The 24,105-nt window shown below is 48.6% G+C and carries 24 protein-coding genes; 14 read left to right on the plus strand and 10 right to left on the minus strand.

Annotated features, from left to right (window positions below; genetic code table 11):
• Positions 1-30: 30 nt before the first annotated feature.
• Positions 31-1,359, minus strand: a complete 1,329-nt coding sequence (locus LACSTY_RS04250) for a metallophosphoesterase (protein WP_087911816.1) — start codon at positions 1,357-1,359, stop codon at positions 31-33.
• 201 nt (positions 1,360-1,560) lie between these two features.
• Here LACSTY_RS04250 and LACSTY_RS04255 point away from each other — a divergent pair, with 201 nt between their 5' ends.
• From LACSTY_RS04255 to LACSTY_RS04265, 3 genes are all read left to right on the plus strand, one after another.
• The gene (locus LACSTY_RS04255) at positions 1,561-1,827 is read left to right on the plus strand and encodes an ACT domain-containing protein (RefSeq protein ID WP_010489536.1); all 267 of its coding nucleotides are present in this window, start codon (positions 1,561-1,563) and stop codon (positions 1,825-1,827) included.
• Positions 1,828-1,859: 32 nt separating this feature from the next.
• Positions 1,860-3,203 carry a PFL family protein gene (locus LACSTY_RS04260; protein WP_087911817.1) on the plus strand — a complete coding sequence of 448 codons (1,344 nt, stop codon included), beginning with the start codon at positions 1,860-1,862 and terminating at the stop codon, positions 3,201-3,203.
• Between the two features lie 136 nt (positions 3,204-3,339).
• Positions 3,340-4,407, plus strand: coding sequence for a competence protein CoiA (locus tag LACSTY_RS04265; RefSeq protein WP_087911818.1), 1,068 nt, complete (start codon positions 3,340-3,342; stop codon positions 4,405-4,407).
• 245 nt (positions 4,408-4,652) lie between these two features.
• Here the strand turns inward: LACSTY_RS04265 and LACSTY_RS04270 are convergent, their stop codons facing one another.
• Together LACSTY_RS04270 and LACSTY_RS04275 are read right to left on the minus strand one after the other, a co-directional pair.
• Positions 4,653-5,288 (minus strand): DsbA family protein, encoded by a 636-nt coding sequence (locus LACSTY_RS04270; protein ID WP_025012499.1) that lies wholly within the window; start codon positions 5,286-5,288, stop codon positions 4,653-4,655.
• Between the two features lie 69 nt (positions 5,289-5,357).
• Positions 5,358-5,951, minus strand: coding sequence for a CYTH domain-containing protein (locus LACSTY_RS04275; protein WP_087911819.1), 594 nt, complete (start codon positions 5,949-5,951; stop codon positions 5,358-5,360).
• Between the two features lie 163 nt (positions 5,952-6,114).
• Between LACSTY_RS04275 and yjbM the strand changes: the two genes are divergently transcribed.
• From yjbM to LACSTY_RS04290, 3 genes are read left to right on the plus strand one after another with little or no spacing between them, the layout of a single operon-like run.
• Entirely contained in the window at positions 6,115-6,792 is a 678-nt protein-coding gene (gene yjbM, locus LACSTY_RS04280; protein ID WP_049169090.1) for a GTP diphosphokinase, read from the plus strand.
• 1 nt (position 6,793) lies between these two features.
• On the plus strand, positions 6,794-7,591 hold the full coding sequence (locus tag LACSTY_RS04285; RefSeq protein ID WP_010489527.1) for an NAD kinase: 798 nt from the start codon (positions 6,794-6,796) through the stop codon (positions 7,589-7,591).
• Positions 7,591-8,493, plus strand: a complete 903-nt coding sequence (locus LACSTY_RS04290) for an RluA family pseudouridine synthase (RefSeq protein ID WP_087911820.1) — start codon at positions 7,591-7,593, stop codon at positions 8,491-8,493. The genes LACSTY_RS04285 and LACSTY_RS04290 overlap by 1 nt, the downstream gene beginning before the upstream one ends.
• A 118-nt stretch (positions 8,494-8,611) precedes the next feature.
• Here the strand turns inward: LACSTY_RS04290 and LACSTY_RS04295 are convergent, their stop codons facing one another.
• The 4 genes from LACSTY_RS04295 to LACSTY_RS04310 all read right to left on the minus strand — a co-directional run bounded on the left by LACSTY_RS04295 (position 8,612) and on the right by LACSTY_RS04310 (position 12,917).
• Positions 8,612-9,670 carry an FAD:protein FMN transferase gene (locus LACSTY_RS04295; protein WP_087913235.1) on the minus strand — a complete coding sequence of 353 codons (1,059 nt, stop codon included), beginning with the start codon at positions 9,668-9,670 and terminating at the stop codon, positions 8,612-8,614.
• A gap of 217 nt (positions 9,671-9,887) precedes the next feature.
• Positions 9,888-10,523 carry a copper homeostasis protein CutC gene (locus LACSTY_RS04300; RefSeq protein WP_087911821.1) on the minus strand — a complete coding sequence of 212 codons (636 nt, stop codon included), beginning with the start codon at positions 10,521-10,523 and terminating at the stop codon, positions 9,888-9,890.
• Positions 10,524-10,543: 20 nt separating this feature from the next.
• A complete protein-coding gene (locus LACSTY_RS04305; RefSeq protein ID WP_151466806.1) occupies positions 10,544-11,362 on the minus strand; it encodes an undecaprenyl-diphosphate phosphatase in 819 nt (272 codons plus the stop codon).
• A 514-nt stretch (positions 11,363-11,876) separates the two neighbouring features.
• Positions 11,877-12,917, minus strand: a complete 1,041-nt coding sequence (locus tag LACSTY_RS04310) for a lactonase family protein (RefSeq protein WP_087911823.1) — start codon at positions 12,915-12,917, stop codon at positions 11,877-11,879.
• A gap of 270 nt (positions 12,918-13,187) precedes the next feature.
• Between LACSTY_RS04310 and LACSTY_RS04315 the strand changes: the two genes are divergently transcribed.
• Positions 13,188-13,562, plus strand: coding sequence for a PTS glucitol/sorbitol transporter subunit IIA (locus LACSTY_RS04315; RefSeq protein ID WP_010489512.1), 375 nt, complete (start codon positions 13,188-13,190; stop codon positions 13,560-13,562).
• Positions 13,563-13,658: 96 nt separating this feature from the next.
• On the opposite strand, the gene rpsN is transcribed toward LACSTY_RS04315, so the two are convergent.
• The 3 genes from rpsN to LACSTY_RS04330 all read right to left on the minus strand — a co-directional run bounded on the left by rpsN (position 13,659) and on the right by LACSTY_RS04330 (position 16,164).
• Positions 13,659-13,928, minus strand: a complete 270-nt coding sequence (rpsN, locus tag LACSTY_RS04320; protein ID WP_003564153.1) for a 30S ribosomal protein S14 — start codon at positions 13,926-13,928, stop codon at positions 13,659-13,661.
• A gap of 116 nt (positions 13,929-14,044) precedes the next feature.
• Positions 14,045-15,022, minus strand: a complete 978-nt coding sequence (locus LACSTY_RS04325; RefSeq protein ID WP_032958395.1) for a GMP reductase — start codon at positions 15,020-15,022, stop codon at positions 14,045-14,047.
• Positions 15,023-15,216: 194 nt separating this feature from the next.
• Entirely contained in the window at positions 15,217-16,164 is a 948-nt protein-coding gene (locus LACSTY_RS04330; protein ID WP_010489474.1) for a magnesium transporter CorA family protein, read from the minus strand.
• Between the two features lie 66 nt (positions 16,165-16,230).
• Between LACSTY_RS04330 and LACSTY_RS04335 the strand changes: the two genes are divergently transcribed.
• The 7 genes from LACSTY_RS04335 to ymfI all read left to right on the plus strand — a co-directional run bounded on the left by LACSTY_RS04335 (position 16,231) and on the right by ymfI (position 24,063).
• A complete protein-coding gene (locus tag LACSTY_RS04335) occupies positions 16,231-17,073 on the plus strand; it encodes a methyltransferase domain-containing protein (protein ID WP_087911824.1) in 843 nt (280 codons plus the stop codon).
• Between the two features lie 339 nt (positions 17,074-17,412).
• Positions 17,413-17,922, plus strand: a complete 510-nt coding sequence (gene trmL, locus LACSTY_RS04340) for a tRNA (uridine(34)/cytosine(34)/5-carboxymethylaminomethyluridine(34)-2'-O)-methyltransferase TrmL (RefSeq protein ID WP_025012508.1) — start codon at positions 17,413-17,415, stop codon at positions 17,920-17,922.
• Positions 17,923-17,944: 22 nt separating this feature from the next.
• Positions 17,945-18,352 carry a DUF1149 family protein gene (locus LACSTY_RS04345; protein WP_087911825.1) on the plus strand — a complete coding sequence of 136 codons (408 nt, stop codon included), beginning with the start codon at positions 17,945-17,947 and terminating at the stop codon, positions 18,350-18,352.
• Between the two features lie 104 nt (positions 18,353-18,456).
• Positions 18,457-20,775, plus strand: a complete 2,319-nt coding sequence (locus tag LACSTY_RS04350) for an FtsK/SpoIIIE family DNA translocase (RefSeq protein WP_087911826.1) — start codon at positions 18,457-18,459, stop codon at positions 20,773-20,775.
• Between the two features lie 8 nt (positions 20,776-20,783).
• The gene (yfmF, locus tag LACSTY_RS04355) at positions 20,784-22,046 is read left to right on the plus strand and encodes an EF-P 5-aminopentanol modification-associated protein YfmF (RefSeq protein WP_087911827.1); all 1,263 of its coding nucleotides are present in this window, start codon (positions 20,784-20,786) and stop codon (positions 22,044-22,046) included.
• The gene (gene yfmH / locus LACSTY_RS04360) at positions 22,043-23,338 is read left to right on the plus strand and encodes an EF-P 5-aminopentanol modification-associated protein YfmH (RefSeq protein WP_087911828.1); all 1,296 of its coding nucleotides are present in this window, start codon (positions 22,043-22,045) and stop codon (positions 23,336-23,338) included. The genes yfmF and yfmH overlap by 4 nt, the downstream gene beginning before the upstream one ends.
• Entirely contained in the window at positions 23,335-24,063 is a 729-nt protein-coding gene (ymfI, locus tag LACSTY_RS04365) for an elongation factor P 5-aminopentanone reductase (protein ID WP_087911829.1), read from the plus strand. Before yfmH ends, ymfI begins: the two co-directional genes overlap by 4 nt.
• Positions 24,064-24,105 lie beyond the last annotated feature (42 nt).

The following is a 24,105-nucleotide window of genomic DNA, read 5'->3' on the forward strand; positions in this document are numbered from 1 at the left end:
TAGAAAATAAAACATTGCCGATGAACAGTATTAGGGATGCTTGATGACAAGATGTTGATCATTCAGATTGTGGTCCTGCACAATGGTTTTAAGATAGCGACGCAACATCGGCGAGCGTTCGAGGACTGCCCAGCCCGGGTCGGCATGGAGGCGATTGAGTTCAGCTTTGCTTGGGTGATCATCACCTGTGAAAAAGCGCCAGTTAAGGATCCCCATCAGTCTGGCCGCCGCATCTAAATCGTGTTCATTGGTCACACCGTTGTCCATCAAATCACCATATGCCAAACCTTCACCATCTTGAAGGAAGAGACGTTTTAAGTATCGTTGATAGTGCAACAGATTAGGATTTTTTCGTTGCGCAGGTGTCAGGTAAGGCGTCAAGTTCGTGGCTTTTTTCTGATAAGTAATTTTATTCGGACTGAAACTAACAATGCCATAACTTGCCGGACTGATTGAAAAAGCCCCGCTGACGACTTCAATCGTTGGGCACTGACCAGTCGGATCACGACTGATGTCCTGGGCGTGGATATGACCGGAAAACAGCAGCGGAACATGATATTTGGTCAGTAACTTCTTTAACGCATCACTATTGTCTAAAACATAGCCCTCATTCACAGCCTCATTGTGGTTATAAAGGTTGTGGTGCATGAAAACGATTGACTTGCGATGGGCATGGGCGCCAATGGCAAGCTGCTGACGGACCCAACTCAATGTTTGCGGCGAGAGTTTGCCACCTGTGTTAGGCGGGCGATTGGATGGCTCTATCGTGTAAATATTGCTGTCGAGAAGCAGTAGCTGGTATTGGTGGTTCAGATTCACGCGATAGCTCAGACTGTTCGAATCCTGAGCCGCCGCCTGTGCATAACTGGTATGAAAAATCTGCCGCCAGTCGCTGGGACTGATTTGCTCTGTCATCAGTTGCTGCTTGCCTTTGTAAGCACGTGCCCAACCGTCGTAAATGTCATGGTTACCCGGAATGATCAAAACCTTGGTGCCATTGTCGACAAGCGGTTGCAAGCGCCGCATCAAGCTTTCCGCGCTGGCTTTTTCGCCATTAAATGTCACGTCACCGGTGATGATCAAAGCTGTTGGCCGCGCCTTAAGCGCGCTTTGTACCAAGGCATGAATGGCTACCGGTTGATAATCCATGTCCTTACCGGCAGCGGATTTCTTGATTTCAGTGTAAGCGGTGCGCTCATCGTGCAGGCTAGGCGCGATGAAGTGGGTATCGCTCAGCACCCAAATGTTGGCGCGAGTATCATTGGTTAAAGGCGCGTTGTGATCCGGATGTACCTGACTTAACACGAATGCGAACAGCACCATGCCAAGCAGTGCCGCAAAATATTTAACGACTTTCATTTTCTGCCTCCACGATTTAGTTTATCACGGCATTTGTTCAGTGCTGCCTTGAATCTTAAGATAGTTTGATTGAAAAAATAATTTGTCGATGCCAAGGTCTAAGTACTTGAAGATCTCCCAAAGTTGCGAAGCAGATTATGGTAAAATGAGACATCGTTTTAAGCACCAATCAAAATGAAGCTTTTAGAGAGAGGACAAATCATGCAAGTCATCGTAACCGTTATTGGAACTGATAAAGTCGGGATCATTGCCCAAGTGACAACGGCATTGGCCGACCTGAACGTCAATATTTTGGATGTATCGCAAACCATCATGCGAGGGGCTTTTACCATGATGCTGCTTGCCAAGATCCCGGATGATGCCAGCTTCAAGTCCGTTAAGCAGCATCTGACGGCTTTAGGCGACAAGATCGGTGTGGAGATTAAAGTTTCCCGCCAAGAAATTTTTGATGCCATGCATCGGCTTTAATCACCATCAATCAGCTCAATGAGGGAGTAGTCATGGAAACGCAACAGATTAAAGAAACAATTGAAATGATCAGCGAGGAAAACCTGGATATTCGTACCATCACGATGGGAATTTCCTTGTTGGATTGTGTGACCGGCGATTTACAGACAACGGCCGATCACGTGTATGCCAAAATTATGCGCAAAGCCGCCAAACTTGTTCCGGTTGCCGAGGCCATTAGTGATGAGTACGGCATTCCGATTGTCAATAAACGTATCAGTGTGACGCCGGTTAGTCTATTGGCGGGTGCTGACCCAACGTTGGATTTTCGTCCGGTTGCCAAGGCAATGGATCGGGCAGCGAAAGACCTGGGCGTCGACTTAATCGGCGGCTATTCGGCTTTGGTTCAAAATGGCAGCACAGACGCGGAAGTCGCTTTGATGAAAAGTTTGCCGGAGGTGCTGGCAACGACCGAGCGGGTTTGTGCCTCGGTCAATATTGGCAGCACTCGCAGTGGCTTGAACATGGATGCCGTGAAGCTAATGGGTACGGTGGTCAAGCAGGTCGCCGCTCGTAAGCCACAGAATGCGATGAAACTGGTGATCTTCTGCAATGCCGTTGAGGATAATCCGTTTATGGCTGGCGCCTTTTGGGGTGTTTCTGAAGGCGATGTGGCGATTAATACTGGGGTTTCCGGTCCCGGAGTCGTGCAACGGGCGTTGGCCGCCGAACCGGACGCCAGCTTTGAAGGCGTCTGTGAAACCATTAAACAGACCGCGTTTAAAGTGTCACGAATGGGACAATTTGTGGGTAAGGTGGCAGCTGAACGGTTGAATGTACCGTTTAATATTGTTGACCTAAGTCTCGCGCCAACCCCAGCCAAAGGCGATTCGGTGGCTCAGATTTTAGAGACGATGGGCCTCAGCCATGTTGGCACACCGGGAACAACGGCGGCGCTTGCTTTGCTTAATGATGCCGTGAAAAAAGGCGGCATTATGGCAGCAGAACGGGTCGGCGGTTTGTCAGGCGCCTTTATTCCGGTATCCGAGGACGCAAACATGATTACGGCCGCAGCTAACGGCCAGATCAGTTTGGAAAAGTTAGAAGCAATGACGGCTGTTTGCTCGGTCGGACTGGATATGGTGGCAGTTCCGGGTGATACACCGGATACTACGATTAGCGGCATGATTGCCGATGAGGCAGCGATTGGCATGATCAATAATAAAACCACGGCCGTTCGCGTCATTCCCGTGCCAGGCAAACACGTGGGTGAGCAGGTAGAATTCGGCGGGCTTTTCGGTACGGCTCCGATCATGGCAGTTAATGACGGTGATGCCAATCAGTTTATCAACCGCGGCGGGCGGATTCCGGCACCGATTCATAGTTTTAAAAATTAATTTGGGTGTCAATTTTAACTTTGCAAAAAGTGCCTAATTCAATAGCTCGTAACCAAAATGCCTTGTCCAACCGACGATTAGCGGAAGGACAAGGCATTTTTGATTGTTGGCGTAATCTGTAGACGAGGTGAAGATGATGTTTGTAGCGTTAGACGAGAACAATCGCCGCATCACATTAACCAGTCATCAGCAGGCCCGTCAATTGGCTGGCGGTCGTTTTCATTGTCCGCTTTGCCAACAGCGGGTGTTCATCAAAAATGGCGTCGTACTCCCGGCACACTTTGCTCATCGCCACCGTCCAGTTGGTGAAGGCGAACCGGAAAGTGCCGAACATCTGGCCGGGAAAAGCTGGTTGGCAACCTGGCTGCGTCAGCATGAGCGATCGGCAACACTGGAATACTATGATGCCGCGATCCGCCAGCGTGCCGATATTCTGATTCACCAACAACCACCTAAAGTGTTGGAATTTCAGGCGAGTCCGTTGAGTATTCCTGACTTAAAGAAACGGACGACGATGTATCATCGCCGTGGCTGGCAAGTGAGTTGGATCTTAGGACGTCGGTACCACGATTCGCAAGGGAAAAGACAAGCCCGCAAATTCTTGACGCTGGAAAAAGATCGGTTAACGTTGTGGTACTTAAACGTACAAATCGGAACTTTGTCGCGGTTACAGCTAAAAGAAAAAGGTCGGCTTTGGACGCACTATGCACATGACCACTCGCCAAGCCAACAATGGCAGTCCGAACCAGTTGATGGCTATCGACAGGCTAGACAAATCGCTTTAAGCTTGCAGAAGCGCGCTCGTCCATGGATGAGGCTCCAAGCATTGGCATATGAAAGGCGGCATAATTTGCAAGGTGCCCCCTGGGTGGTTCATGATCAACCGCATCCGCTGCGGCATTTTGGCGTGCCGGAATTACGGTTGCGGATTCAGTGGCTACTGACATTTGAAGGTCGGAGCTTCACAGCAGCGCAAAGCCGGCGTTTTTGGGTAAGCGCGTTACCAGATGTCTGGACGCCTTTGTTACCAGCCGGGACGCTTGCTAAGGTGCTTGCTGACCATTGGCTGGCGTTAATCAAAGATGCTGGCCTCATCGGTTTTGATGGTTCGCGTTGTCGGTGGCGTCAATTGCCCCAATGGTTTGCAGATATTGATCGGAAGCTGGCCAACATAACGCGCTTATCAGGAAAAGATTGCGGATGAGGGGGTTAGCGCTTAAATGGCCTAAACCCGGGCCATCACACTCAAGGACACTTACACTCCGGCTTCTAACCGGGCTGGCTCACGCTCATATAAAAAGGACCTTGCATGATCGCAAGGCCCCAAGTACACCATAGAACTATTCAGCTAAACTGTTTGCTGCCAGATGAAACCGATCAGCTAAGAAACCTGCCAGTTATCAAGCTAGGTCGTTTAATCGAGAAGGTGGGTGACGATGTTAGAGGCGTTTAAAAGAATCGAAAATGACCGCCCATATTTTCCGGTTGTTCAGTGAAGAATCGCGCTGGATCTGTTCTGATGAGGTCACAGAGTTGCGGAATGAGATCGGCGTCACTGATTTGCTCGATTAAGACAGCATGACCGTCATCAACGGCGCGATCCGTGTCCACAATGACAAGGGAAGGGGTCTGCGTAATACCCATCTGGTTGGCAGTACGCTGATCGGAATCAAACCCCATTTTGACTTCGGTGCGCTGCCGATCCTCGTAAAACATTTCATGATCTAAATGACATTTCGTCAGCATTTTGGCAACGAAGGCGGCATCGTATTGATACTGAACCAGCGGCGCGTGTTGTTGTAATCGCAACAGCAACATGCGCGCCTTCTTATTGCCTTGGTACTGGGCCGCTTTATAATCCAATGCGAGGTTATAAGCGGCACGCAACAATTGATTTCGTTTGGCAAGGCTGTGAACGTTTAATTGTTCGTACTGCATGAATTGTTCAATAATGTCCAGATTGAGAACCGGGACAAAATGAACTTTTACCTCTTGTTGGAATTTATCCAGTTGGTGTAGCAGCTTTTGTTCTGTACTCAGACAGATACTGCCAATCGGATTGAAAAAAAGAAAGATTTCTAACACGGTCTTGGCCTCCAATGTGCTGGCAACAAATTTCTACACTTACTTTATCAGAAATCGCGCAAGTAACAATTATTTAGCTTGTGAATCATGCACATGCTCATATGCACGTTGTACTTTATTGATGACAGGTTGTTTTTTTATGTGAAAATTCTGTAGCAAGTTATCGTAGAATTTTTTGGCTTCATCTAGGTTTTGATACTCCATTTCCAATTCAAAATCGGAGGTTTGGTCGATATAAAAGGTCTGATCGAGTGTTAACAAGCCAGCCGGCAGATGTGAAAGTCGTCTGGTTGTTTTGGCTTGTGTTTGCGGATGGACGCTTGCCGGGTCAATGTGGCGGGCTGCCAATGCTTGGGTGACCTGGCCGGGCTTAAGCTCACCCCGCTCAATTAAATTTTGAGCTTCCATCGATGTGAGCGGATCGGTAATTTCCTGAAGATCACGATGCTGACTGTTGTTGGAAACCTTCAGCGTTTGCTCGGCGTGGTCGGTAAACTGGCGAATGCGCAAGCCAAGACGTGCCGCTTTGACAGCGCCGTCAGCTGTGTCATAATAGGTGTTCATTTGGGAAAAAGCCGGGTCAAACTCAAAATGATTCAAAATCGCCAGAAATGCGGTTTTGGTTAAACAAGTTTTAAATTCCTGTTCGCGGGAAATAGCCATGGGTTGCCTCCAAACGCAACGGCACCGGTTACATGCCAAAAATATGATAGAATGGTGGTCGTGAGTGCTGTCGGCAACTATCAGCAAGTCAAACGATTTAGCTTTGACTTGTTGGCTGACAAACATACCACATTATTAGTAGTTTAGTATGGGAGGGCCAGTAATGCAAAGAGACTGGGACAGTTTCTTAATGCCATATGAACAAGCGGTCGGGGAATTAAAGATTAAATTTCGTGGCATGCGTAAACAATTTCAACAGGCCAATGAGCATACGCCCATTGAATTCGTGACGGGACGGGTTAAACCGGTCAGTTCGATTATTGAGAAGCAGAGTCGCCGGTTCATTAGCGATGAGCTTTTGGAACAGGATATGCAAGACATTGCTGGTCTGCGAATTATGTGCCAATTTGTGGAAGACATTTATCAGGTAGTCGATCTACTTCGTCAACGGACGGATATGAAGATCGTCGAAGAACGGGATTACGTGACCAATGTGAAACCTTCCGGCTACCGCAGCTACCATGTTGTGATTGAATATCCGGTGCAGCTGATTCATGGCGAAAAAAAGATTCTAGCCGAAGTTCAGATTCGCACCATGTCGATGAATTTTTGGGCAACGATCGAGCATAGCCTGAATTACAAATACAATGGCGAGTTTCCGGACACGCTAAAAGCCCGGCTTAAGCGAGCGGCGGAAGCTTCCTTCATGCTTGACAAGGAAATGTCCGATATTCGCGAAGAAATTCAGGAAGCCCAACATTTATTTGTTTATGGCAAGGGACAACAACCGTATCCCGATGCGACTGACGAAAAAAAGCCTGACAGTAAAAAGGATGAATAAGATGCGCGTAACGGTTTTTCATAATAGCATACCTGCCTCCATCACGGCAGCCCAAAAGTTAATTAAACTGTTAAAAAACGGCCATTTTGAACTGGATGAACGGCACCCCGATGTTGTCATCACAATCGGTGGTGATGGCACGTTGTTGTCGGCCTTTCATCGGTACGCTGACCAACTGGATACCATTCGCTTTATTGGCGTGCATACCGGTCATCTGGGATTTTACACGGATTGGCGTGATTTTGAAATTGAAGACCTTGTCATTGCCTTAAAAGAAGATTCCGGACAAAGTGTGAGCTATCCGCTTTTGGATGTTCGTGCCATGTATGCGGATGCTACGAGTGCCCATTATCTGGCGCTTAATGAATCAACTTTGAAGCGATTAAACGGTACGATGCGGACAGAAGTTTATATCAAGGGCGATTTCTTCGAGAGCTTTCGAGGCGATGGCTTGTGCGTTTCCACGCCGACCGGTTCGACAGCTTACAGCAAGTCAAACGGCGGTGCCGTCATGCATCCGCGGTTGGACGCACTTCAGGTGACCGAAATCGCATCGATTAATAATCGGGTGTTTCGAACGCTCAGCTCACCGATCATTACGGCGCCTGATGAATGGGTGACGCTGGAGCCGACTGGTCGGGATGATTATGTGATGACAGTCGATCAGTTCGTCATCAATCCGCCAACGATCAAACAGATTCGTTATAAGATTGCCAAAGAACGGATTCATTTTGCCCGTTATCGGCACATGCATTTTTGGGATCGGGTCGAAGATGCTTTTATTGGAGCGAAACATTAATGCGTTTTGAATGGCATTACGAAGGGCCGCCGCTTAAGTTGGGGGCTTTTTTAAGACAACAGGGCTTTTCCCGTGCCCAACTCAAAAAGCTCCACTATCAAGGCGGTTTTATTTTTGTCAATAAGCGGCAGCGCAATACCGCGTATGGGATTCGCACGGGCGACCGAATCCTGGTTCAAACCGCTCCCGAGCAAGCGGCAGACAGTGTTGTTCCGTACCCGCATGATCTGACAATTTGTTATGAGGATGATGATTATCTAGTCGTCAACAAACCAGCCGGCGTGGCATCAATTCCGGCGATCGGTCGCAAGAATGACAGTATGGCTAATATGGTCAAGGCGTATTTGATCAAAACCCATGCGGAAAGTCAGGCGGTCCACGTTGTCACTAGGCTAGATCGGGATACCAGTGGTTTAATGGTATTTGCCAAGCACAGTCTGGCGCATAGTCTGCTGGATCGACAACTGCATAGTGAGGCGTTCCTGAAGCAATATGTGGCAATTGTCACTGCTAAGTCGCCGTTGCCTGCCCATGGGTGGATCGTGTTGCCGATTGGGGTTAGTCAAGGCTTTTATATGCGGCGAATCGTGAGCACGACTGGCAAGCCATCCGTGACCGAATATCGAACGCTGGCGCAGAATTCGCAGGCAGCGGCGGTGTTGGTCACGCTGCACACCGGCCGGACGCACCAGATTCGGGTGCATTTTGCGGCGATCGGGCACGTGTTGTTCGGGGACGATTTGTACAGCCGGCAACCTGTCAGCTTTGAACGGCAGGCGTTGCATTGCGCTCATCTGCGCTTCTGGCAGCCACTGAAAAAGAAATGGCTGGATTTACAGGCACCGTTGCCCGATGATATGACGGAGCTGGCTGAGCGTTTGCAGTTGCCGCTGCGGAGATGAGTGGGAAAATTTTACACATTTCCAATTAATAAATTCATCTATTTTTGTATATAAATACGCCCAAAGCCGGCTTTAAACGGTCATCGACTTTGGACGTATTTGTATTTAGCGCGAAACTTTAGAAATTGCCTTTATGATAACCCGAATCAGCATCAAATTTAAATTGTTTCTTGAGTCCGTTGGTTAAGTAGATTTTTTTGTCATTGGTGATGAAAATGGCTTGGATGTGCTGACTATTTTTAGCATTCATATACTGCAAGCCATCTTTCAATCCCTTATCAAAAGCGGCATTTGACAGCGCATCGCCATCCACGCTTTTTTTGGAAACAATGGTGACTGAAGCTAGATTGTTGTCATAAGGATAGCCGGTTTTGGGATCAAAAAGGTAAATGTATTTATGGCCGTGGGAAATCAGATATTGCTCGTAAGTGCCGGCAGTGACAATCGATTCGTCACTTTCCGGAATGGTGCCGACAGCGGTGCCGCGCGCGGCAGTCGGATCCTGGATGCCTACATGCCAGTCGCGTTTGGCACCCAGTGGCGAGTGGCCCATGACAACCACGTTACCGCCAAGATCGATAATGGCCGCGGTGACGCCATCTTTGCGTAACACTTCGCGGACTTTATCAGCCACCCAGCCTTTAGCGATGCCGCCGAAATCAAGGCGCATACCTTTTTTGGTGAGATAGGCGGTGTTGTTCTTTGAATCAAGCTTGACATCGCGCCAGTTAACCAGCGGTAATGCTTGGTCGATCTCGCTTTGCGCTGGTACCCGCGCCCCTGGTAAGCCGATTTGCCACAGATTCGTCACTGCACCGATCGCCATATCAAAACTGCCATTTGAGTTTTTGGAAAAATAATAAGCTTTCTCCAATAGCGGCATGAAGTCTTTTGGCACTTTGACCGGTTTAATGCCGGCATTGTCATTGATTTTATCAAGCACCGACCCACCGCGTGTCAGCGTTGCTTCGTCGTCAACATGATGAATCATGTCAAAACCGTCTTTGAGCGCCGATTTTTTGCCCTTATCATAAATCGTCAAAGTACAAGTCGTACCCATCACAAATTCGTTTTGGGTATATGGCGTTTTGAGGTAAGTCGGCTGGGCCTTTTTCTGGCAGCCGGATAAGGTCAAAAGGCCGAAAAACGCTATTATACCGATAAAAAATTTTCGCATCATGCGTAACCCTCGTTTCATTTTTCCCTCTAGTATCATACCGCGCGTTATCTAAAAAGAAAAACCGGTTTGAGCTAGTTCGAAGCAGTTTATCAATGTATCAAAAAATCGGTTCCGAGACGAAAGGCGTGTTGGTGTGCCTTTTGTTCCGAGAACCGATTTTGGTGTAGCCTTATTCAATCGCGTCTAGCACAGGTGAGAAGCGATCGGGTTTGGTTTAAAATTGAATCAACTTAGTACCGTGCAATTCTTTGACGCCTAACTTGTCAGCAATCGCCGCGGCGTTTTGACTGGTGATCCCGCCGCCGGGAAGAATCGTGATTTGATCCGCGGCGTGAGCGATCAGCGTTTGTAAATGGGGCAGAGTGGACTCGATTGGGCTCGTGAGCGGTCCGCCATGCGTTAAGATGCGGTCAACATGATGGGCCGCCAGCCAGTCGATAGCGGCCGGTTGCTGGTCTTCGGGGATGGCATCAAAGGCCATGTGGAAAACCACACTCATGCCGGCACTCGCTGCAATCAGGCTGGTCATCGCGTCTTCGTCGATCAGGCCATCTGCGGTTAAGGCGCCAAAAGCAACGCCGTCAACACCAAGTGCCTGGGCTTCAAACAAGTCGGCTTCCATTATTTTTAATTCGGTGTCATTGTAAACAAAGTTCCCGCCCCGTGGCCGAATCATGGTCACAAGACTGCGACCGTGTTCATGGACATATTTTGCACTTTCCGCCATAACGCCTTTTGAAACCGTTGTGCCGCCTACCGCTAGATTATCGTTAAGCTCAATGCGATCGGCGCCGGCAGCTAAGGCCTGGGGAATATGCGTATAATTTTCAACAGCAACTTCTCGTAACATGTTAGCCTCCTATGGCAATTTTAAAGGAACATCACAAGCAACACGATAGCACCGAGCGCGATTCGGTACCAGCCAAAGGGTTTAAAGTCATGCGTCTGGACGAATTTAAGCAGCCACTTGATGGCGACGATGGCAACCAGGAATGAAACGACGGAGCCGGTTAACAAGACCATCCACTGCTCACCGGTGAAGCCGTTGCCTTGTAGCAAGTACTTGCCGATTTTTAGAATCGACACCCCAACCATGGTCGGAATCGCCAAGAAGAAAGAGAACTCGGTCGCAACGTAGCGGGATGTACCGATTAATAAGGCCCCCAGGATCGTTGCACCGGAGCGGGAAGTGCCAGGGACAATTGACAGAACCTGGAAAAGCCCGATCAACAGCGCTGTTTGGTAAGTGATGTCAGCCAATGTCGTGATGTGTGACGGTTTATTTTTGAGGTAGTTTTCAACGATGATGAACAAAACCCCGTAGACGATTAAAGTAGTGGCAACGACAAGTGGTGTATGTAAATGTTTATCCATCCAATCGTTGAGCGGCAGGCCAACGACGACGGAAGGCAAAACCGCAATGATGACTTTTGCCCACAGCTGCCAAGTTGCGTTTTGTTCCTTAACAGTGGGCTTAGAAAATGGATTCAGCTTATTGAAATATAATAGAATGACGGCCAAAATCGCACCGAACTGAATGACGTATTCAAACACGTTCATGAATTCGCGTCCCTGGGACAACTTAACGACCTGATCAACCAGGTCAATGTGGCCGGTGGAACTTATCGGGAGAAATTCCGTCAGCCCTTCGACGATCCCGATAATCACGGCTTTAATAATATCAAACATAATAACCCTCCAATTCTCAATGTTAACAGTATACAAGGTTTTAGCCCGCTTGCCACATTGAAGCCGCAATTTATTGGGATCTTACATAATCCGGTGGCATTATTAGGCTGTGTTGGTCGACTGAAAAGGCGGTGATCGAAGATGGTTAAGGATGGATGTCTTCAAAAAGGGCCGCGCCAAACTCCGCAATCTCCGGCCAGATGAGGCTGGAACGCTGTGGGCACGACTTCGAACCCGCAAAGCCCGCGGTTTCGAAGCTCGGCCTTGTTGTAGGCGGGGCAAAGAGCGCCCCACCAACAACAATTCCACTGCTGAGCCCCATCTGGCCTACGATTGCTCCGCTTTGGCACTGATATCTTAACATTACTAACGAATTACTCCTGGGAAAGCAAAAAGCAAACGCGCTCACAACAACCGTTGGAGTGCGTTTGCTTTTATATTGTTGTATGAATCATGACTCAGCCACTCATAATATGTGGTAATTAAGCAAGTCCCACGCGAGTTAAAAAATCCGCTACTTATCCGCCAAGAACAAGACATTAACTGCTTCTGGTGTTGGAATGTCGCGTTGCTGTTCTGTGAGTGTGCCGGTTTTCGGATCGCGGCTGTATAAGGTTCCGTTGCTGGTATTTTGGTTGACGGCAAGGATGTAATGTTCAGTCAGATCAAAATTAAAGTCGCGCGGAAAGTCACCGGCTGTGCTGATTTGCTGCAATTGCGTCAAATTACGCCCGTCGGGGCTGACAGCAAAGACCGTCAAACTGTTAAAACCACGGTTAGAGACGTAAAGAAAACGTTGGTCACTGCTGAGGCGGATCGCGGCTGCACCATTGTGGTCGGTATAGTCGGCCGGGATGGTTGGCAATGTTGTAATAAGCTCAAAGCTGCCGGTAGCGGCGTCGTAGCTTAAAACACTGACTTTGCTGGATAACTCACCAAGCAGATAGGCGATTGGCTGATTGTGATTAAAGGCAATATGCCGCGGGCCAAATCCGGGTTCGGTATGGAAGACGACGGGATCGCTGAGTTTGCCGGCATCGCTAACGGCATAGGTCGTCAAGGTGTCGTTACCAAGATCTACAACTGCGAGTCGCTGAAAATCCGGTGTGACTGCCGCAAAGTGGACGTGCGCACTGTCCTGTTCCGGACGGGGGCCGTTGCCTGAATGAATGACCTCATCTGTTGCCGTTAGACTGTGATCGCGGTTGATTTTATAAACATTGATGCGGCCTTCGTGGTAGTTACTGGCATAAACGAGCTGGCGATTTTCATCGATGGAAACATGGGCGGGTGATGAGCCGGGTGCCAAAACCCGGTTGATCAAACGGGGAGGATTAGTATTCAGATCATAGCTGGCAACCCCGCCTTCATCACCTTCTGCATCGACGGCATATAAAATATTGTCATCAGACACCGCTAAGTAGGTCGGTGAGCCTAAATCGGAAATCAGTGGGGTAGGCGCAGCCAATTGTCCCTGAGTATCGTCAAAAGTACCTGCGTAAATACCGGCACCGCCATGGCGCGTATAACCGCCTAATAAGAGTCTTTGCTTCATGAACCGAATGCTCCTTTCGAATTTAAGTTGAGTATAGCATGTTTTTACTTTGCTTATGCTATGATATAAAGCGTGACTTGAATGGAAATAGCGGGTACCGGGTGTGGCGGCAAGGGTTGATTAGCGTACTTGAGTCGTCAGCGTTATTTCTCCCAGGATGTCAAAATGAGTATTTCACACTTTAAGAACGTGCAAAATTTTATGGCTATTTACCGTGACTGTCATAACGTGCCAGTTCACGCTCAACAATAATGGAAAGCAGGCTTTAATATGCAATTTAAGGCAACAGTAACAGCAATTGGCAAGGATGCCTTGAGCTCAAAAGATCCCATGATTATTTTGTTTGGGCCGCAAGCAACGGACGCATTGCGTGATGTGGCCGTAATTCAGCAATTTGCTGACCCCGCATCACTTGCGCAGTTTTCGATTCAAGCAGGCGATCGGATAACGATTGACGAGACAACCTTTACGATGACCTATGTCGGGCAACTGGCTGTTAGCAATCTGAAAGCAATCGGGCATGTGACCTTATTGTTTCAGGATGTACCTGCAGATAAGCCGATGCAAAACGCGATTTATCTCAAGCCTACGCACCGGCCGACCTTTAAAGTTGGTACGACCTTGCTGTACGAAACACAGGATTAGCCTAAGCGGTTTCTCCATAACGCGCTCATAAAAAAACACCTAGCACGGCTTGCTCCGCCAAGATTTGGGAGACAAGCCAGCTAGGTGTCTTTTTTTTTACCATGATGCCTTGCGAACGCCGGGGATCTGACCTTTATGGGCCAAATCGCGGAAGTTCAAGCGCGACATCTTGAATTTACGCATGTAAGCATGCGGCCGACCATCAAGCTCATCACGACTATGGGCACGAACAGGGGACGCATTTCGCGGTAACGCCTGCAATGCGGCATAATTGTGCTCAGCCTTATACTTGGCACGCAGCGGTGCGTATTTGGCAATCGTCGCTTCAATCTTTTTTTCTTTGGCAATCTTTGACTTTTTAGCCATGTATGCTATCACTCCTTGTTTGTGGTTTGTTTTTTAACGGTTATATTCGAACAGTTCAACCCACTTAGCATAGCACAGCCGCAGTCGACTCGCAATACTTACAAAAGGTAAGCTTTTCAGTATTGGTCACCATTAAAAATTGAGTTTTTAACGATCACGTAATCAACTTTGGTTAAGGCTTCAAGGTCGCGACCACCAGCATAGGAAACAGCAGACTGCAGATCTTCCTGCATTTCTTTTAACGTGTCACCGATCTTACCCTTCACCGGCAAAAGAATCTTCTTACCTTCAACGTTATGGTGGGTACCTTTTTGATATTCCGATGCGGAACCGTAATATTCCTGGTATTCTTTGCCATCAATCGTGACGTGTTTGCCCGGTGTTTCTTCATGACCGGCAAACAAGGAGCCGATCATGCACATGGTTGCACCAAACCGAATGGACTTGGCAATATCGCCATTGTTGCGAATACCGCCGTCAGCGATAATCGGTTTGCGGGCAGCCTTTGCGCACCAGCGAACGGCAGCCAGCTGCCAGCCACCGGTCCCAAAACCGGTTTTTAATTTGGTGATGCAGACTTTACCAGGGCCAATCCCGACTTTGGTTGCATCGGCACCGGCGTTTTCGAGTTCGCGGACAGCTTCGGGCGTACCCACGTTGCCGGCAATCACAAAAGCATTTGGCAGGTAGTGTTTGATATGTTGAATCATGTCAATCACAATTTGCGCATGACCATGGGCAATATCGATGGTGATATAGTCCGGGCTCAATTCATTAGCTGCCAGTGCTTCGATAAAATCAAATTCTTCATCTTTGACGCCGACACTGATTGAAGCAATCAGGCCGCGCTTCTTCATGTCACGGACAAAATCCATGCGCCGTTCCGGTTGAAACCGGTGCATAATATAGAAGTAATCGTGTTCGGCCAGCCAGATCGCCAAAGGTTCATCAATGATGGTCTGCATATTGGCAGGAACAACCGGAATCTTAAAGGTGTGGGGGCCGAATTTTACACTGGTATCAACCTCTTTGCGTGAGCGCACCACACATTTGTTGGGAATCATTTGAATGTCTTCATAATCAAAAATCTGCATGCCGTTGTTCATCGGATTCATCCTTTCGCAAAAGCCGAACATTGTTAAGCATTTTCGGTGTTATTCAAAACACCAAGTGCTAAGATACGCGAATCAAATGTAAAAGTCAATCAAAATAGATCATTTTCTTTTTAATGTTCGGATTTTACCTAAAGAAAAAGAAAAGCCGGCGGTGCCGGCTTGGTGAGATGTGCTTAAAAGTACTTGTTGCGCCAAAATTGAAAGGCCAGGACAACGGCGAGCGCGATGGAGATGGCAATAGTGATGATCCAACTGACTTTCATATCTGCCAGCGGTAAATGGACGTTCATACCATAAAAAGAGAAGACCAGCGTCGGAATTGTCAGTAGAATCGAGTAGGAAGTTAAAAACTTCATGACACCGTTCATGTTATTGTTGATAATTGACGAGTAGGTATCAGCGGTTTCATTGATGATGGAATTGCTGATTTGCGCCATCTCAACTGCCTGCTGATTTTCGATAAGGGTATCTTCTAAAGAATCCTGATCGTCTTCGTTGAGATTTAACGGATTGGTTCGTTTGAGTTGTTCCAAAACATTACGATCCGTCCGAAGACTCATCATGAAGTAAACCAGGGAACGTTGGATGCCCATCAACCCATAAAGTTCTTCGTTACGCAGGTTATGCTGAAGTTTACTTTCAATGGCTTCGCGGGCTTTGTTCAAGTCGCGCAGATAAGTCAGGTAACTAATGGAAATTTGATAAAGAATTTGAATGACGGACCGGCTTTGGTGTTCAGGGTTAAAGTTACTGATCTTCCCTTCAGAAAACAGGCTAAGCAACGGAATCGGCTCTTCATTGATCGTGATCACGGCGATGTTGGTGATAATGATGGCTAGCGGCCCCGTTTTATAAACGACTTTTTTGCGGGCATCGCGCGTGACGGTGGGCATATCGAAAATAAACAGATGGCTGTCATTGTCCTCGTCGAATTCATAACGGGCACCTTCATCAGGATCAAGTCCGTACAGTAGGAAAGCCTCTGAAAGGTTGGCTTTATCCTGAAGTTGCTGACGCTCTTCCGGTGTGGGATTGACAGCATTAATCCAGACGCCGGGGCGAATACGCGATTGCGGATTCAGCTGACCGGATTTCTCATCAAAGCGATAAATTGAAAGCATGGCACGCTCCTTGGCTTTTTTCTTTTAGTTTACAACAAGCGCTAGTAATGTACAGAAGGGAAAATAATGCGAAAACGTGAAGCAAAAATTCAATTAGCCGCGCAGCAGGAGCCGCTTTTTGCCTGTCCGGTATGCGGCAATGTCATGCGCGTTGAACAGGATTCGCTGGTATGTCCCCAAGGGCACGTCCGTGATTTTAGTCGAAAAGGGACCGTGAACTTTTTAAGCCAGCAAGTCGCAACCGAATATACAGCAACGATGTTGGCGGCTAGACGGCGGATGCTTGCGGCCGGTTTGTTCAAGCCGTTTTTGGATGCCATGGCAGTGCATTTGCAACCGCATCAACGCTTACTGGATGTTGGCTGTGGAGAAGGCACGCCAACAGCTTACTTGGCAGAGCAAAAGCAGCAGGTGGCCGTGGGATTTGATATCTCGGCGCCAGCGATTAACTTAGCTGGCAGTTTGGCAACGCCGGCTTTATTTGCGGTGGCTGATTTGGCCCATTTGCCGTTTGTCGATGCTTCTTTTGACACGGTGACTGATATTTTCTCGCCTGGCAACTATCAAGAATTTCGCCGGGTGTTGCGGCCGAACGGTCAGTTGTTGAAAATTATTCCCCGCGCTGGGTACCTCAAAGAACTGCGGACCGGGTTGTACGCCGGAACCGCCAAGGCAATTTACGACAATCGCCCGGTGCTGGATCGCTTTTTGGCGACTTTTCCCCAAGCAGAGATTCATCCAATTACGTATGACTTTCCGTTAGCAGCCGATCAGTTTGCTGATTTGTTGACGATGACGCCATTGTCTTGGCAGGCACCGGCTGAACGTCGCCGCGCAATGCTCGCGAATCCGCTTTCAAGTATTCACATTGAAGTCGATCTGTTAATCGTTGCACATCTTGTCAAGTAAAGGGGTTGAAAACGGGGGTAGCCGGTGTTAATATTCTTTTAAGCTATTTATTTCGGGCTTTTATCAGGGCTAGCTTTTGGGTAATTGATAAAAGTTTGCGATAAATTACTTCACTAACGTATCGCTTCGCTGAGTGCGCTCCGAAGCAATGCGTTTTTTTGTTGCCCAAAAACGGCCTTGCTCAGAGCTTCTCGTTGTTTTGCCACTTTGGGTCATGAAACGTCTGAGATGCCAAAGCGAAAATCAATTGAGAGCTGACCACAAAGTTGTGGTGATACGGACGGACTGTGCGCTGCAAGTGTGCTACACTGAAAGCACTTGTGTTGAAGGGACGATAACATGGCGAATCACATAGTTTTATTTGAACCGCTGATTCCGGCAAATACCGGCAATATTGCGCGGACCTGTGCCGCAACCAATAGTTACTTACATCTGATTAAGCCGTTGGGGTTTGAAACCGATGATAAGCACTTACGGCGAGCTGGCTTGGACTATTGGGCGAAGGTGCGGATTATTTATCACGACAGCCTGGATGATTTTATGGACACAGTCGCGGATCCACGGTACCTGTATCTCATCACTAAGTTTGCCGATCAGACGTACTCAGATCGCGATTATACCGATACTGATGTGGATCATTACTTTTTGTTCGGCAAAGAAACCACCGGATTGCCAGAGGGTTTTATGCGGCAACATGCCGACCAGTGCTTGCGTATTCCAATGACGGAAAATGTCCGGGCACTTAACCTGTCGAACTGCGCGGCGCTGGTGGTATATGAGGCGCTGCGGCAGCAACAGTTTGCCGGACTGGAAACCGTTCATACTTACCAACATGACAAACTGAAGTAACTTACCTTTAGGAGGCGCGAAGATGGAAGCAAAACGTTACCCAATTACCGTCGAATCATTTCATTATGATCTCGTTAAACCAGACACCCCGGCTAAGAATGATTTACAGGTTGCAATGCGGCAGATTCAGTGGTCTGATCCCAAAAGACAGGAAGAACTGAAAAAAGGCAATCTTTTTGAGATGATGATCCCGTTTGACGTTGTTCCCGACAATAGTGGTTTTGAAATCTCAGGGAAGATTACCCAGATCGTTCAGGTGATGGACTACTTTGGTGAAGCCAATGAGTTGCCGCAAGAGGAACTGGGCAAGCTTAGCCGACCGTTAGTCGAAACAATTGAAACGTTAACTTATCAAGTGACAGCGGTCGCTTTGGATCAAGGAGTTAATCTGCAGTTCGGGGCCAGCGATGAACAACCCGGCCAGCATTAATGGCGGTTGATACTTAAAGAAGCAAAAAAGGCGGCTGGGTGGCTGCCTTTTTTAATTGCGGCTTCAGCTCGTGTATAATAGGCAGGAATGGAAGGAGTATCAACATGGCACAAAAACGCGGCGGGCGCAGAAGTCCGCGCAAAAAGCGACCGACTAAACAACAGCAGCACACCCTGAGTTGGGTTGGGGCGCTATTTGTGGTGTTCTCAAGCCTAGCGTTTTTCCGTTTGGGAATGGTTGGGACAGTGCTGGCGAATGTTTTTCGGTTAGTTGTCGGCGACAGTTTCCTGGTTGTGAGTGCCGCAACGATTGTGACCGGCATTTGGTTTCTTTTAGCTGACCGCCTACCTAAACTGGCCCGCCATGTGTGGGTAGGATTGGCGATTGTCCTCATTGCCGCGCTGGTTTTGTTGACGTCGACCACGATGGCGACCTTAAATGTTCACAGCCATTATCTTTTGACCACTTGGCGGCTGCTGCAAAATGATTTCGGCCTGATGACGACCGCTTCGCAAGTTGGTGGCGGTTTACTCGGAGCTAGCCTTTTCTCACTACTAGCGCCATTGTTGAGCAGTCTTGGTGCAACGATTCTGGCATGGTTTGGTGTTGTCGCTGGTGTGCTTGTATTTCTGGGAGTAGGTGCCAACCAGGTTTTTAACTGGTTGCAAGCATTGGGACAGGCTTGCAAGCGAGGGGTACTTCAAATTCATAGCAGCTTCGTTGATTTAAAGAAGGAACACGCCAAGAAAGCGGCAGCACGACCGACAACATCGGCGGTAAAGCCTAAACCAGCGGCAGTATCGACTGATACTCAAGCAGATCCGGCTTCGGAACGAGCGGATGACTTTACGATTAACGGGCCTGCGCCGGTACCGCCAGCACCACAGAGCGAGACATCGGCAAGGGTTACCCCGCCAAGTTCAACGGCTGCGCATGTTTCGGCGACAAGCCCAAAGCCCGCTGCTGTTCACGATCCAGATTCAGACATGCCCGCAGCGGATTATCAACTGCCGAGTTTGAACATGCTGACCGCGACGCCGCCAGTTGATCAAAGTGCTGAATACCAGGCGATCAAAACCAATCGAACCAAATTAAAAGACACATTTGAAAGCTTCGGTGTCAAGGTGGCTGTCAAAAGTGCCACGTTAGGTCCGTCAATTACCCAATATGAGATTCAACCAGCTGTCGGCGTGAAGGTTTCCAAGATTGTGAATTTATCCGATGATCTCGCCTTGGCGCTTGCTGCTAAAGACATTCGGATTGAAGCACCGATTCCGGGAAAATCATTGATTGGGATTGAAGTGCCGAATCAGCACATTGCGACCGTTGGCTTTAAAGAAGTCATGGCCGAAACACCAAAAGCACCGAACCATCCGTTGGTTTTGCCGCTTGGCCGCGATGTCAACGGTAAAGTCGTGACGTTTGATTTGACTAAAATGCCGCATTTATTGATTGCCGGGGCAACCGGTTCGGGTAAATCGGTAATGATCAACGTCATTTTAACCAGCATTCTGATGCGCGCGAAACCGACCGACGTCCGTTTAATGTTGATTGATCCTAAGCGCGTTGAGCTGTCGGTTTATAATGGCGTGCCACATCTGTTGACGCCGGTGGTGACCGAAGCCAAGAAGGCGCCAAGTGCGTTGAATAAAATTTTAACGGCCATGGACGAGCGGTATCAACGATTTGCCGCGGCTGGTGTCCGTAACATGAAGGAATTTAATCAAAAAGTTGCCGCCGATCCGGCCAGCGGGCAGACAAAAATGCCCTACATCGTTGTCATTATCGATGAATTGAGTGATTTAATGATGGTCGCCGGTCATGAGATTGAAACGGCGATTGTCCGACTGGCCCAAATGGCGCGCGCCGCTGGGATTCATGTCATCATTGCGACCCAGCGCCCTTCCGTGGATGTGATTACAGGACTGATGAAGGCCAACATTCCGTCCCGGATTGCGTTTGCCACATCTAGCGGAATTGATTCGCGCACAATTTTGGATAGTAACGGTGCAGAGAAGTTGCTTGGGCGCGGAGATATGCTATTTTCGCCAATTGGTGCGTCAAAGCCATTGCGAATTCAAGGTGCCTTTATTCCATCGATTGATGTCGAGCGGGTCGTTAAGGCGATTACGGATCAGGTTTCACCGGCATACGTTGAAAGTATGACACCCACGGAAAGTGTCGAAACCGAGCAACAAGGTGATTCCGAAGACGAGTTATACGATGATGCCAAGGCGTTTGTCATTGCTCAGCAGAGTGCGTCGACATCCATGTTGCAACGGCGTTTTCGCATTGGCTATAATCGCGCCGCGCGACTTATTGATGATCTTGAGGCTAATCAAATCGTTGGCCCAAGTGAAGGCAGTAAACCCCGAAAAGTTTTTGCCACACCAGAATCGGCAACCAATGCTAATCAGTCATGAGGGAGACTATGCAAAAAGAAATCAAGCCGGGAGTTTGGCTCATTGTTTTGCCAACGACCCAATTCAAAACAACACGTATTAATGTTCAGTTTTTGACGCCATTGCGGCGCGCGACGATCACCAAGCGCACTTTGTTGACCAGTTTATTGGAAACAAACAGCAAGCAATATCCAACACAAGCGGCGATGGCGGCCCATTTAGAGGCACTGTATGGCGCCAACTTTAGTATCGGCGTGGCGCGGGAAGGCCGATTGCACCGGATCGGCGTCACAATGAGCACGGTCGATGATCGGTTTACGGATCAACCGTTGTTACCGCAAGCGGTCGCCTTTTTGCGGTCGGTTCTTTTTGCACCGAATTTTCACAATGATCAATTCGATCAGGTGACCTTTGATCGGGAAAAAGAGAATCTGGATCACTATCTGGCTAGTTTGGATGATGATCGCCAGACACAGGCCGCATTGGGTGTGCAACGCTTGTATTTTGGCGTTGATCCCGATCAAGCCATTCCGAGTTTTGGTACGCGGGAGGATTTAGCTCCGCTGACGGCGGCAGATTTGACGGACTATTATCATCAACTGATGAGTCAGGATCAGGTGATTATTACGGTTCTGGGGGATGTGCAGGAGCAGCAGGTGGAGAAGCTGTTTGCTGATTGGCCGCTGGCAGCGCGTGCCCGGACGATGCCGGCAATCGCCTTTGATCTGCCTCCGCACCCTGAAGTGCTGACCCAGACGAAAACCGTTGTGGCACAACAGGCCAAATTTGACTTGGCTTACCATATCACAACGGATTTGATGGGCCCCAAGTATACTGCTGCGCTAGTGGCCGAGGAATTATTTGGCGGATCCAGCCTGTCGCTTTTATTCACTAATGTGCGTGAAAAAGCCAGCTTGGCTTATTACGCAAGCTCGATGTTAGACGCGTTTCGTGGCCTGATGTTGGTTCAAACCGGGATTGAAGGTAAAGCCCATGATCAGGTTGCCGACTTGATTCAGCAGCAACTGGCAGCGGTCGTTAATGGTGACTTTTCCGATAAGCTTTTGCAGTCGGTTAAAGACGGAATTTTGGATCATCAACGGGCAGCGTACGACAGCCCACGGTTTTTGACCAATCAGGCACTGTATCAGCTATTGGTGCCAGATGCGCCTCAAGATTTTGAAAGCTTTGCGCGCCGTATTCAAGCGGTGGATCGCCAAGCGGTTCAGGAAGCAGCAGCCGGCATGCAACTTCAAGCCACATATTTTCTGACTGGGGAGGACAGCGAATGAAGACGCAATATTTTAGCGATGTTGATGAAACCTTGGTCACGACAACGTTGCCCAATGGTTTGCGGCTGCAAGTCGTGCCACGGCCGGCGTATCATAAAAGTTATGCGATTATGACCACAGACTATGGCGCGATCGATACGCGGTTTGCCCCAGATGGCAAGAAGATGGTCACTTATCCGGCCGGTATTGCGCATTTTCTGGAGCACAAGCTCTTTGAAAAAGAAGACCATGATGCATTTGACCTTTTCGGTGAGACCGGGGCTTCAGCCAATGCGTTTACCAGCGCAACCAAAACCAGTTTCCTGTTCTCGGCGACGACGCAGTTAACCAAGAATCTGCAGATTTTGCTGGATTTTGTTCAGGAACCGTTCTTCTCCAAAAGTTCGGTTGCCAAAGAACAGGGAATTATCGGCTCGGAAATTCAGATGTACCAAGACGATCCCGGCTGGCGTGTTTATGCTGGGCTGTTGGAAAATCTTTTTCCAAATCATCCGGCACACGTTGATGTGGCAGGAACTGCAGACAGCATCGCGCAGATCACACCGGAAATGCTTTATACGATTCATCGGATTTTTTATCAACCTAGCAACATGACGTTGGTGATTGTCGGCAATATTGATGCCACCGAAATCATTGACTTTGTTGCCGATAATCAGGCTAAGAAGCATTTCCCGGCGCCACAGCCCATTGTGCGCGGCGTCGAGGCGGATTTACAAACAGCTGACATTATCCCTTATCGCGAGTTGAAAATGCCGGTTAGTCGGCCGAAAACGCTAGTGGGCTTCAAAGGCCAGGTAGCGATCTCGCAGACAACGGAAGGTTGGCGGTATCAGCTGACCATCAGGCTGTTACTGGAAGTTTTATTTGGCGACTCATCCCAGCTATACCAGGAATGGTATGATCAGGGACTGATTGATGATTCATTTGATTTTGATTTTACCAATCAGCGCAGTTTCAGTTACGGGCTTGTCGGCGGTGATACCGATGATCCTCAAGCGTTGAGTGCCGCCATTAAACAGGTTTTGCTGCATGCAACGGCACAGTCTGATTTGACGAGCGAGCGGGTTGAGTTGATCAAGCGCGCTTCGTTGGGTAAGTATTATGCTGGACTGAACGGCCTGAATGGGGTTGCAAATCAATTGAGCGCCTTGAGTTTTGGCCAGGCTCGGCTGTTTGATTTTCCGCAGATTTTGAACAGTATTAGCTTCAATGACGTCAAGGAACTGATTCCCAAAATTTTCCAATCTGACGCCTTGACGGTTTTGACCATGCTTCCGGAGGGGCAATCATGAGATCTGCACTGATTGTTGGCGCTTCCGGTGATATTGGCCAGGCGGTCGCTGCAAAAATGGCGGCAGATGGCTGGTCGCTTTATCTTCACTATTATCGTCACGAGAAAATCGTAACGGATCAGGTCAAAACCTTTCAGGCGGCCTATCCGCAGCAGGACTTTATTCCGCTCCAGTATGATCTGACCGATGACCAGCATTTAGGCGAATTAACCGCGCAACTATTCAGCCTTGATGCGGTTGTTTTTGCTGCCGGGATGACTTATTATCATCTTTTCAAAGAAACGACCGTGCCTGAAATGACGGCGTTGATGCGGGTGCATTTGTTGACGCCGATGGTGCTGTTAACCAAGGTGGAACATAAGCTGGCACAATCCGGACATGGCCGGGTGATTTTCATCGGTTCGGTCTACGGCGGAACCGGCTCGGCGATGGAAGTGGCTTATAGTACGGTAAAAGGAGCGCAAAGTGCGTTTGTCAAGGCTTATGCGCAAGAGGTGGCAAGCCTTGGCATTACAGTTAACGTTGTTGCTCCGGGTGCGGTGTCGACAAAAATGAATACGCAGATGTTTGATCAGTCATCGTTAGCCAAGGTCCGGGCCGAAATTCCGGCGGCTAGGTTTGCGACCCCGCAGGATATTAGTTACTATGTCACTATGCTGACTGCCAAAGATGCTGCTTACCTGACAGGCCAGACCCTTTACGTCACAGGTGGCTGGCGCATCTAGCAAACAAAGGATTTCTTAAGGCTTACAGATGGTTTTTCATGC

This window comes from Lacticaseibacillus styriensis (assembly GCF_030770295.1).
GTDB lineage: Bacteria > Bacillota > Bacilli > Lactobacillales > Lactobacillaceae > Lacticaseibacillus > Lacticaseibacillus casei.

What these genes read in the sequence shown, in the direction of transcription:
- LACSTY_RS04250 (WP_087911816.1), bottom strand. Translation starts at nt 1,359, where the DNA reads ATGAAAGTCGTTAAATATTTTGCGGCACTGCTTGGCATGGTGCTGTTC.
- LACSTY_RS04255 (WP_010489536.1), top strand. Translation starts at nt 1,561, where the DNA reads ATGCAAGTCATCGTAACCGTTATTGGAACTGATAAAGTCGGGATCATT.
- LACSTY_RS04260 (WP_087911817.1), top strand. Translation starts at nt 1,860, where the DNA reads ATGGAAACGCAACAGATTAAAGAAACAATTGAAATGATCAGCGAGGAA.
- LACSTY_RS04265 (WP_087911818.1), top strand. Translation starts at nt 3,340, where the DNA reads ATGTTTGTAGCGTTAGACGAGAACAATCGCCGCATCACATTAACCAGT.
- LACSTY_RS04275 (WP_087911819.1), bottom strand. Translation starts at nt 5,951, where the DNA reads ATGGCTATTTCCCGCGAACAGGAATTTAAAACTTGTTTAACCAAAACC.
- yjbM (WP_049169090.1), top strand. Translation starts at nt 6,115, where the DNA reads ATGCAAAGAGACTGGGACAGTTTCTTAATGCCATATGAACAAGCGGTC.
- LACSTY_RS04285 (WP_010489527.1), top strand. Translation starts at nt 6,794, where the DNA reads ATGCGCGTAACGGTTTTTCATAATAGCATACCTGCCTCCATCACGGCA.
- LACSTY_RS04290 (WP_087911820.1), top strand. Translation starts at nt 7,591, where the DNA reads ATGCGTTTTGAATGGCATTACGAAGGGCCGCCGCTTAAGTTGGGGGCT.
- LACSTY_RS04295 (WP_087913235.1), bottom strand. Translation starts at nt 9,670, where the DNA reads ATGCGAAAATTTTTTATCGGTATAATAGCGTTTTTCGGCCTTTTGACC.
- LACSTY_RS04300 (WP_087911821.1), bottom strand. Translation starts at nt 10,523, where the DNA reads ATGTTACGAGAAGTTGCTGTTGAAAATTATACGCATATTCCCCAGGCC.
- LACSTY_RS04305 (WP_151466806.1), bottom strand. Translation starts at nt 11,362, where the DNA reads ATGTTTGATATTATTAAAGCCGTGATTATCGGGATCGTCGAAGGGCTG.
- LACSTY_RS04310 (WP_087911823.1), bottom strand. Translation starts at nt 12,917, where the DNA reads ATGAAGCAAAGACTCTTATTAGGCGGTTATACGCGCCATGGCGGTGCC.
- LACSTY_RS04315 (WP_010489512.1), top strand. Translation starts at nt 13,188, where the DNA reads ATGCAATTTAAGGCAACAGTAACAGCAATTGGCAAGGATGCCTTGAGC.
- rpsN (WP_003564153.1), bottom strand. Translation starts at nt 13,928, where the DNA reads ATGGCTAAAAAGTCAAAGATTGCCAAAGAAAAAAAGATTGAAGCGACG.
- LACSTY_RS04325 (WP_032958395.1), bottom strand. Translation starts at nt 15,022, where the DNA reads ATGCAGATTTTTGATTATGAAGACATTCAAATGATTCCCAACAAATGT.
- LACSTY_RS04330 (WP_010489474.1), bottom strand. Translation starts at nt 16,164, where the DNA reads ATGCTTTCAATTTATCGCTTTGATGAGAAATCCGGTCAGCTGAATCCG.
- LACSTY_RS04335 (WP_087911824.1), top strand. Translation starts at nt 16,231, where the DNA reads ATGCGAAAACGTGAAGCAAAAATTCAATTAGCCGCGCAGCAGGAGCCG.
- trmL (WP_025012508.1), top strand. Translation starts at nt 17,413, where the DNA reads ATGGCGAATCACATAGTTTTATTTGAACCGCTGATTCCGGCAAATACC.
- LACSTY_RS04345 (WP_087911825.1), top strand. Translation starts at nt 17,945, where the DNA reads ATGGAAGCAAAACGTTACCCAATTACCGTCGAATCATTTCATTATGAT.
- LACSTY_RS04350 (WP_087911826.1), top strand. Translation starts at nt 18,457, where the DNA reads ATGGCACAAAAACGCGGCGGGCGCAGAAGTCCGCGCAAAAAGCGACCG.
- yfmF (WP_087911827.1), top strand. Translation starts at nt 20,784, where the DNA reads ATGCAAAAAGAAATCAAGCCGGGAGTTTGGCTCATTGTTTTGCCAACG.
- yfmH (WP_087911828.1), top strand. Translation starts at nt 22,043, where the DNA reads ATGAAGACGCAATATTTTAGCGATGTTGATGAAACCTTGGTCACGACA.
- ymfI (WP_087911829.1), top strand. Translation starts at nt 23,335, where the DNA reads ATGAGATCTGCACTGATTGTTGGCGCTTCCGGTGATATTGGCCAGGCG.